The following is a 6922-nucleotide window of genomic DNA, read 5'->3' as shown; positions in this document are numbered from 1 at the left end:
CTCGCCCTACTTAGGGTGATCAGCAAACCTGATCGATCGGAGGGCGCAAGCTTTGCGCCCCTACAGTAACGGATTTTGTCCACAATGTAGGGGCGAACTGCGTTCGCCCAAAAGGTACATTATCAAAGCGCAAGTCCCTAAGCTGTACTGAATTTAAACTGCTTAAAAGTTGAGTAGGGAGGCACAATTATTTGTAGGATGGGTTAGCGGTAGCGTAACATGAGCGGGCGTTGGGTTTCATGCTTCAACCCAACCTACCTTCTATTGATACGAAAATCATCTCTAAAATCCTAGAATTGCTTCTTTTTCCCATATTTGATAATTTTGCTAGATGTAACCAATTAAAGATAGAGTTAGTATCTCAACAAAATTTTTACCCTGATTTGACCTTTATTCACGAGCCAACAGGAGCTAAGTTTGCTGTGGATAGAAATTACTGTTAATGAGGAGAGTGTTTAGTGAAGTTAACGCCACTTGTGCCACCGATTAAGTGTCAAGGAATTAAAACTAAATTGGTAAAAGATGTTAAAAATATTGTGTCTGATCTGAGCTTTGGGCGTTGGATAGAACCCTTTTCTGGATCGGGAGTGGTGGCCTTTAATATTAATCCGAAAAAGGCTTTACTTGCGGACACAAATACTCATATTATCCAGTTTTATAATAATCTAAAAAATCAAGTTATTACCAGTAAAACTGTGAAGCTTTTTTTGCAAGAAAATGGTCAAGTTCTTAAGGAACAGGGAGAAAGTTATTATTATCAAGTACGAGAAAGATTTAATCAAGCTCCTAATTCTCTAGATTTTTTATTTCTCAATCGCTCCTGTTTTAACGGCGTGATGAGATTCAATCGGAAGGGACAGTTTAACGTACCTTACTGTCATAAATCAGAGCGATTTTCTCAAGCATATATTACCAAAATAGTTAATCAAGTTATTGCCATAGAAAATATTCTTATTAAAACTGATTATAATTTTCAAGTTGCTGACTTTCGAGAGACTTTATCTGATTGGCAAAAAACAGATTTGATCTATCTCGATCCTCCTTATTTAGGGAGACACGCCGATTATTTTAACTCTTGGTCTGAAGAGGATGAAGATTGTTTGGTGACTATTTTAAAGGATATTTCTTGTCGGTTTATTTTTTCCACTTGGCACAGTAATCAGTTTAGAAGCAATCCTTTAATTAAAAAAAATTGGAGTGCTGATCAGTTTTATATCTATACTAAACAGCATTTTTATCATGTTGGTTCCACAGAAAAATTACGTCATCCGATCACCGAAGCACTCATTACTAACTTTAACATTCCCTTGTTGCCAGAGCGAGAAACTGATTTGCAACAACTGTCATTATTCCCATCGACAGCAGAAAATGAGGGAGTGAGAACAGTCTAGAAGATGCCTAGTTGCTAATTCTCACTCCTTACTATTTATCCTTGGCTTTGGCGCAGATGGTCGTTAATTTGACGTTTACGCTTTTCTTGGGGGGTAGTGCTAGTAATTTCGCCAAAATCTTCGCTACTCATGGAAAGATGGGACATTATCTTTCTTTTGCGCTCTTTAGCAGTTAATTCCGGTGAAGGAGTTACCGGCGGCGGCACTGCCACGGGTTCCGCTACCACCGGAGGAGTTTCCACAATTGGCAGCGGTTTTTTGGGAATATAGTCAGCACCAGTGGTACTTCTGGAGAGATGATCGAGAATGCGCCGTTTGCGATCGTCAGTAGCCATAAAAATCTTTGCCAGTCTAGTGTGAACTTTTGTAACTATCACCCATTGTCAAACATCCCCATCTCCTTGAGAAGTCAAGGGAGATTTTATTTTCAGCGATTGAAGACATATAATAACCTGCGATCGCATTTATCTGGCCGTGGAACTGGGGGTCTTCTCGCCCAAGGTGATAAGATAAAAAACTAAGTCTTTGAAAATATGACAAAGGATTTATCTATCATGACACCCTCTTTAGCTAACTTTCTCTGGAGCCTTGTTTTAGGTGCGGTTATCGTCCTGATTCCTGCCACTATCGGTTTGATTTTCATCAGTCAATACGACAAGATCAAACGGACTTAATTTAATCTAACTCTAAAATGCCTAGACCGATTCCGTCTGGGCATTTTAGCTAATTTTGGAACTGGCAAGAGCGATCGCACCGACTACCCGATATCCCTCTGTGCGTAAAACCTGCACAGCTTCCTCGATCGTGGTTCCTGTGGTATAAATATCATCAATTAAGAGAATCGGCACTGATTTCGGTAAATTTTTCCCCAGTTGAAAAGCCGCTTGCATCGTCTTTTTTCTCTCCTCGGCTGCCATACTAAATAAAGCTGCCGTGTTCTTAATCCGAATTAATCCGCGACTAGCCAGAGGATAACCGGTTAAACGACAAAAACCTTCGCCAATGACTTCTGCTTGATTAAAACCCCTTTCCTTTAACCTTTCTGGATGGAGAGGGATAGGAATCACCGTCAAACGTTTATCGGTGAGGGGAGGACGCAGCAGCCAAGTTTCCCCCATGCAACTGCCTAGCAAAGAGCCGAGAGCGGGATGGCGATCGTATTTCATTTTAGCGATCGCCTGTTTTAATTTACCTTCATAGCGTCCCCAGATAAACAGGGGAATAGAACCACGCCAGAGAAAAAGCGGGTTATTCTGACGATAGGCCTGTAATTGTCGCCCACAATCACGGCAAAGCTCTCGATCGCTTTGCCGTTGACAGAGAGGACAGGGAGACTTAAGAAATAAAGCGAGAAAAGGTTCGAGCATGGGAAGCGAAAGTTTTAGCTAGATGCTGATTTCCATCGTCAAAAACGGTCAAATAATGGGGATTACTCCGCTCGATCGAAAGACTGATTCCTTGCGCTCCTTCGGACTCTAGATCTTGGAGATAACCCCCCTGATGCTGTTCTGCTTCCTCAAAAGAAGCAAAGGGACCAAAATAGTAGGTACAGTGGGGATAAAGGGAGGTAATTTTCAGCCACCAAGGTGTATTATCGTCAGAAATTTTATTTGTCTGCAAGAAAGATAAAATCATGTTCTGGTAGTGATAGGGGACAGGGATTGCGGGAATCAAGGATAGGTTTGAGGAACTTTGCCCCTATAATTCCGATTTGCTGGCCAAAAAGTCGAGCTTTTGGCCAAAGAGAGTCTTTTTATCGTATTAGATTAACAAGGGGATCGGTGGCAAAATCGAAAGAGATTCTAAAAATTCTCCTCGCCCAAGGGGAAGCGGATCGAGATAGGATAGTAAAAAGTTTTTTTGTAGAAAGCTAAGGGGATCAGATAACTATGAGCCAGATCACAGACACAGATAAGAGTCTTGAGGCGATGAAGAAGTTTGCCGAACAGTACGCTAGAGGTACAAATACTTACTTCTGTAGCGATCTCTCGGTGACAGCGGTAGTAATTGAGGGATTAGCGCGTCATAAGGACGAATTAGGCGCTCCTTTATGTCCCTGTCGTCACTACGAAGACAAAGAAGCGGAGGTAAAAAATACTTTTTGGAATTGTCCCTGTGTACCGATGCGGGAACGGAAAGAATGTCACTGTATGCTATTTATTACCCCCGATAACGAGTTTGCCGGGGAAGAACAGGTAATTTCCCTCGACTATATCCAAGAAGTCCGCGAATCGATGAGGGGGCATTAGTATAGGGTAATGACAGCCAGCGCTTTTGGGCAAGGAATCGACGAATTTAATCGCCAGCAATTCTATGCTTGTCATGATACCCTAGAGGCTTTGTGGATGGAGTCCGCAGAGCCTGAAAAAACCTTTTATCAAGGCATTTTGCAGATTGCTGTCGCTTGTTACCATCTAGAAAATAATAACTGGCGCGGAGCGGTAATTCTTTTGGCAGAAGGGGTGAGACGTTTGCAACACTATCAACCCGATTACGAGGGGATCAACGTGACGCACTTGGTTGGGGAGAGTTTGGATCTATTAAACTTTTTACAGAATCTCGATCCCCAAGCTTTACCGGCAGTGTTAGAAGCGATGAAAAGCAATCAGGAACATCCTCATCCCCACCTCGATCGATCTATCTGTTCTCTGCCGAAAATCCTCAAAAGTCATCCCGTCCTCTAAACAGCTAGATTAGTTAGTCAATACAATTACCGCTAAGTAGGTGGATGTTAAAAATTGTCAGCACCCCCCTTATCAAGGGGGGATAAAAGGGAGGATAAAAGGGGGGATAAAAGGGGGGATAAAATACTCTATTTATAGGTGAGATTTCTATGAGAGCAAGATACACAAAAATCAGAGGATGGCTAGTTGCCCTCGTTTCTACTAGCTTAGTTATGGGATTAGGTACTTCTCCCCTAGTCAAGGCACAGCAGAATATTGTACCAGGTAATGCCATGACAGTGCGATCGGATATTCAGGAGGCAAACTCAAAAACGGGGGTAATTACTGCGCGGGGTAACGTACAAGTGTTCTACCCTGCCCGCAAAATGCAGGCCACTTCTGCCCAAGCTCAGTATTTTAGCCGCGAACGTCGTTTAGTGATGACGGGTAACGTTTATGTTTTGCAGGAAGGCAACAGTATCCGCGCCGAAACGATGACTTATCTAGTCGATGAGGGCAGATTTATCGCTACTCCCCAAACCAGTCAGCAGGTGGAGTCAATTTATTTAGTCAAAGATAACGAAACTTCCCCCCAACCAGCAGCCTCCCCGACACCCGCACCCCTACCTTCCCCTTCCCTCCCCGCTGCCCCAATTATTAACCCGCAGTGATGGGGAATCAGGAGACTCCGAGACGGGAGGAGATAGGGTGATAGGGTTTTGGGGTGATAGGGTGATGAGACAGCTTCCCCACGTCCCCACGTCCCCACTTCCCCATTTCCCACGTCCCCACGTCCCCACGTCCCCACTTCCCCATTTCCCACTTCCCCACGTCCCCACTTCCCCATTTCCCACGTCCCCACTTCCCCATCACCCCACTTCCCCATCACCCCACACCCCACACCCCAACACCGGATAAAGATGACTTTAGTATTAGAAAATATCCATAAATCCTACGGTAAAAGGCTCGTGGTTAACCGGGTGGGTATTACTGTTGCCCCGGGGGAAATTGTCGGGTTATTAGGGCCAAATGGTGCGGGGAAAACCACAACTTTTTATATCGCCACGGGATTAATTAAACCGAATCAAGGGCGCGTTTGGCTCGATCAAAAAGAAATTACTAAATTACCCCTTAATCAAAGGGCGCGTCTGGGGATTGGCTATCTGACGCAGCAGGCCAGTATTTTTCGTTATTTAACTGTATCAGAAAATATTCAGTTAGCCCTAGAACAGTCGGGAGTTCCCTTTTCCCAACGGGCAAATCGTCTCTATGATTTATTAAAAGAATTTCGCCTCGATAAGATTGTTGGCACTAAAGGCGCTTACGTTTCCGGAGGAGAAAGAAGAAGGACGGAATTAGCTCGCGCTTTAGCGGTGGGAGTCAACGGACCAAGATTTTTATTATTAGATGAACCTTTCGCCGGAGTAGATCCGATCGCTGTATCTGAGATTCAAGCGATGATCGCTGGTTTAAGGGATCGTCAGATGGGAATTTTAATTACCGATCACAATGTGCGAGAAACTTTGGCTATCACTAATCGGGCTTATATTATGCGCGAAGGGCAGATTTTAGCGGCGGGAAGTGGCGAAGAACTGTATAATAATCCTCTGGTGCGTCAGTATTATTTGGGTGATAATTTTTTCAGATAATTGTTATTAATAAAAAATCGCTACATTATATCATGAAAGTTAGCAATTGGCAAGGAAATTTAAGTAGAATACCCGGATTTACCATCTTAGACCGCTATATTTTTGTCGAGTTATTATTGCCCTTTCTATTTGGTATGGGTTTATTCACTTCTTTGGGAGTGGCGATCGGGACTTTATTTGATTTAGTGCGACGGATTACTGAATCGGGTTTACCTTTTACTTTGGCCCTAAAAATTCTCTTATTAAAAATGCCAGAGTTTATTGTTTTAGCCTTTCCCATGTCGATACTTTTAGCAGCTTTAATGGCCTACAGTCGTTTAGCCAGTGATAGCGAATTAATTGCTTTTAAAAGTATTGGAATTAGTGTTTATCGCCTAATAATTCCCGCCATTGTGCTAAGTTTAATAGTGACGGGATTAACCTACGTTTTTAATGATTATGTGGCTCCAGCTGCCAGTTATGAAGCTAATGCTACCATGACGAAAGCTCTGCGACCAAATCGCAAGTCTTTTATTGAAGATAATATTATTTATCCTGAATACGGCAAAGTGCGGCCACCGGATGGAGGGGAAGCGCAAACGGTATTAAGAAGGTTATTTTATGCCGAAAGATTTAACGGTCAAGAAATGTTAGGGTTAACCATTCTCGATCGCACCCAGCCGGAAGTTAATCAAATTATTACCTCAGAATCAGCTTCTTGGAATATTGAAAAAAATATCTGGGATTTTTATAACGGCACAATTTATCTAATTGATCCTAATGGTTCCTATCGTAATATTGTCCGCTTTCAACATCAACAATTAGCCCTACCTCGTACCCCTTTAGATTTAGCTTTTCGAGGCCGAGATGGTTCAGAAATGACCCTCAGACAAGCGCGGGAATACTTAGAAATACTGCAATTAAGTGGCAATCCCACCAAAATTAGAAAACTACAGGTTCAAATCGAGCAGAAAATATCTTTACCCTTTGTTTGTTTAGTTTTTGGCATGATTGGGGCAGCCTTGGGATTGCGTCCCCAAAATTCTAATAAAGCCACCAGTTTCGGTATTTGTATTGTTCTAATTTTCTCCTATTATCTCCTATCTTTTGTCACCAGTTCCTTAGGTATTGGCGGAGTTTTAACCCCCTTGATGGCCGCTTGGTTGCCCAATATTTTAGGATTAACTGCTGGGGGGATTTTGTTACTTCAATCAGCTAAGTAATCGAGGGTTAGCGGTGG

At 42.8% G+C, this 6922-nt stretch carries 12 protein-coding genes; 8 read left to right on the top strand and 4 right to left on the bottom strand.

Annotation, left to right across the window (positions count from 1 at the left end; genetic code table 11):
• Positions 1–239: 239 nt before the first annotated feature.
• Both IM515_RS18640 and IM515_RS18635 read left to right on the top strand, forming a co-directional pair.
• Positions 240–443: a type II restriction endonuclease gene (locus IM515_RS18640; protein ID WP_223211813.1), complete on the top strand. Its 204-nt coding sequence runs from the start codon at positions 240–242 to the stop codon at positions 441–443.
• Positions 444–458: 15 nt separating this feature from the next.
• Positions 459–1391 (top strand): DNA adenine methylase, encoded by a 933-nt coding sequence (locus IM515_RS18635; RefSeq protein ID WP_002767535.1) that lies wholly within the window; start codon positions 459–461, stop codon positions 1389–1391.
• A gap of 35 nt (positions 1392–1426) precedes the next feature.
• On the opposite strand, the gene IM515_RS18630 is transcribed toward IM515_RS18635, so the two are convergent.
• The gene (locus IM515_RS18630; protein ID WP_002767536.1) at positions 1427–1726 is read right to left on the bottom strand and encodes a hypothetical protein; all 300 of its coding nucleotides are present in this window, start codon (positions 1724–1726) and stop codon (positions 1427–1429) included.
• 219 nt (positions 1727–1945) lie between these two features.
• On the opposite strand from IM515_RS18630, the gene psbX reads away from it, so the two are divergent.
• Positions 1946–2065, top strand: coding sequence for a photosystem II reaction center X protein (gene psbX / locus IM515_RS18625; protein WP_002733679.1), 120 nt, complete (start codon positions 1946–1948; stop codon positions 2063–2065).
• A 45-nt stretch (positions 2066–2110) separates the two neighbouring features.
• Here the strand turns inward: psbX and IM515_RS18620 are convergent, their stop codons facing one another.
• Both IM515_RS18620 and IM515_RS18615 read right to left on the bottom strand, forming a co-directional pair.
• Complete coding sequence (locus tag IM515_RS18620; protein ID WP_287627127.1) at positions 2111–2758, bottom strand: ComF family protein; 648 nt, start codon at positions 2756–2758, stop codon at positions 2111–2113.
• Positions 2727–3026 carry a DUF1816 domain-containing protein gene (locus IM515_RS18615; RefSeq protein WP_287627126.1) on the bottom strand — a complete coding sequence of 100 codons (300 nt, stop codon included), beginning with the start codon at positions 3024–3026 and terminating at the stop codon, positions 2727–2729. Before IM515_RS18615 ends, IM515_RS18620 begins: the two co-directional genes overlap by 32 nt.
• Positions 3027–3280: 254 nt before the next feature.
• Between IM515_RS18615 and IM515_RS18610 the strand changes: the two genes are divergently transcribed.
• The 3 genes from IM515_RS18610 (at position 3281) to IM515_RS18600 (ending at position 4725) form a co-directional block, all read left to right on the top strand.
• Complete coding sequence (locus tag IM515_RS18610) at positions 3281–3640, top strand: ferredoxin thioredoxin reductase catalytic beta subunit (protein ID WP_002767542.1); 360 nt, start codon at positions 3281–3283, stop codon at positions 3638–3640.
• A gap of 9 nt (positions 3641–3649) precedes the next feature.
• The gene (locus IM515_RS18605; protein WP_287627125.1) at positions 3650–4075 is read left to right on the top strand and encodes a DUF309 domain-containing protein; all 426 of its coding nucleotides are present in this window, start codon (positions 3650–3652) and stop codon (positions 4073–4075) included.
• A gap of 149 nt (positions 4076–4224) precedes the next feature.
• Positions 4225–4725, top strand: a complete 501-nt coding sequence (locus IM515_RS18600) for an LptA/OstA family protein (RefSeq protein ID WP_287627124.1) — start codon at positions 4225–4227, stop codon at positions 4723–4725.
• A 7-nt stretch (positions 4726–4732) separates the two neighbouring features.
• On the opposite strand, the gene IM515_RS18595 is transcribed toward IM515_RS18600, so the two are convergent.
• Positions 4733–4924, bottom strand: a complete 192-nt coding sequence (locus tag IM515_RS18595) for a hypothetical protein (protein WP_287632707.1) — start codon at positions 4922–4924, stop codon at positions 4733–4735.
• Between the two features lie 50 nt (positions 4925–4974).
• On the opposite strand from IM515_RS18595, the gene lptB reads away from it, so the two are divergent.
• Positions 4975–5703, top strand: coding sequence for an LPS export ABC transporter ATP-binding protein (gene lptB / locus IM515_RS18590; RefSeq protein WP_002787174.1), 729 nt, complete (start codon positions 4975–4977; stop codon positions 5701–5703).
• Positions 5704–5735: 32 nt separating this feature from the next.
• The gene (locus tag IM515_RS18585; RefSeq protein ID WP_002767546.1) at positions 5736–6905 is read left to right on the top strand and encodes an LptF/LptG family permease; all 1170 of its coding nucleotides are present in this window, start codon (positions 5736–5738) and stop codon (positions 6903–6905) included.
• The last annotated feature ends 17 nt before the right edge of the window (positions 6906–6922 follow it).

Source organism: Microcystis sp. M44BS1, from assembly GCF_020244875.1.
Classification (GTDB): domain Bacteria; phylum Cyanobacteriota; class Cyanobacteriia; order Cyanobacteriales; family Microcystaceae; genus Microcystis; species Microcystis panniformis.
Note: the sequence above shows the minus strand (reverse complement) of the source record. Positions and strands in the feature narration are given on the sequence as shown.

What these genes read in the sequence shown, in the direction of transcription:
- IM515_RS18595 (WP_287632707.1), bottom strand. Translation starts at nt 4,924, where the DNA reads ATGGGGAAGTGGGGACGTGGGAAATGGGGAAGTGGGGACGTGGGGAAG.
- IM515_RS18615 (WP_287627126.1), bottom strand. Translation starts at nt 3,026, where the DNA reads ATGATTTTATCTTTCTTGCAGACAAATAAAATTTCTGACGATAATACA.
- lptB (WP_002787174.1), top strand. Translation starts at nt 4,975, where the DNA reads ATGACTTTAGTATTAGAAAATATCCATAAATCCTACGGTAAAAGGCTC.
- IM515_RS18585 (WP_002767546.1), top strand. Translation starts at nt 5,736, where the DNA reads ATGAAAGTTAGCAATTGGCAAGGAAATTTAAGTAGAATACCCGGATTT.
- IM515_RS18640 (WP_223211813.1), top strand. Translation starts at nt 240, where the DNA reads ATGCTTCAACCCAACCTACCTTCTATTGATACGAAAATCATCTCTAAA.
- IM515_RS18610 (WP_002767542.1), top strand. Translation starts at nt 3,281, where the DNA reads ATGAGCCAGATCACAGACACAGATAAGAGTCTTGAGGCGATGAAGAAG.
- IM515_RS18605 (WP_287627125.1), top strand. Translation starts at nt 3,650, where the DNA reads ATGACAGCCAGCGCTTTTGGGCAAGGAATCGACGAATTTAATCGCCAG.
- IM515_RS18630 (WP_002767536.1), bottom strand. Translation starts at nt 1,726, where the DNA reads ATGGCTACTGACGATCGCAAACGGCGCATTCTCGATCATCTCTCCAGA.
- IM515_RS18600 (WP_287627124.1), top strand. Translation starts at nt 4,225, where the DNA reads ATGAGAGCAAGATACACAAAAATCAGAGGATGGCTAGTTGCCCTCGTT.
- IM515_RS18620 (WP_287627127.1), bottom strand. Translation starts at nt 2,758, where the DNA reads ATGCTCGAACCTTTTCTCGCTTTATTTCTTAAGTCTCCCTGTCCTCTC.
- psbX (WP_002733679.1), top strand. Translation starts at nt 1,946, where the DNA reads ATGACACCCTCTTTAGCTAACTTTCTCTGGAGCCTTGTTTTAGGTGCG.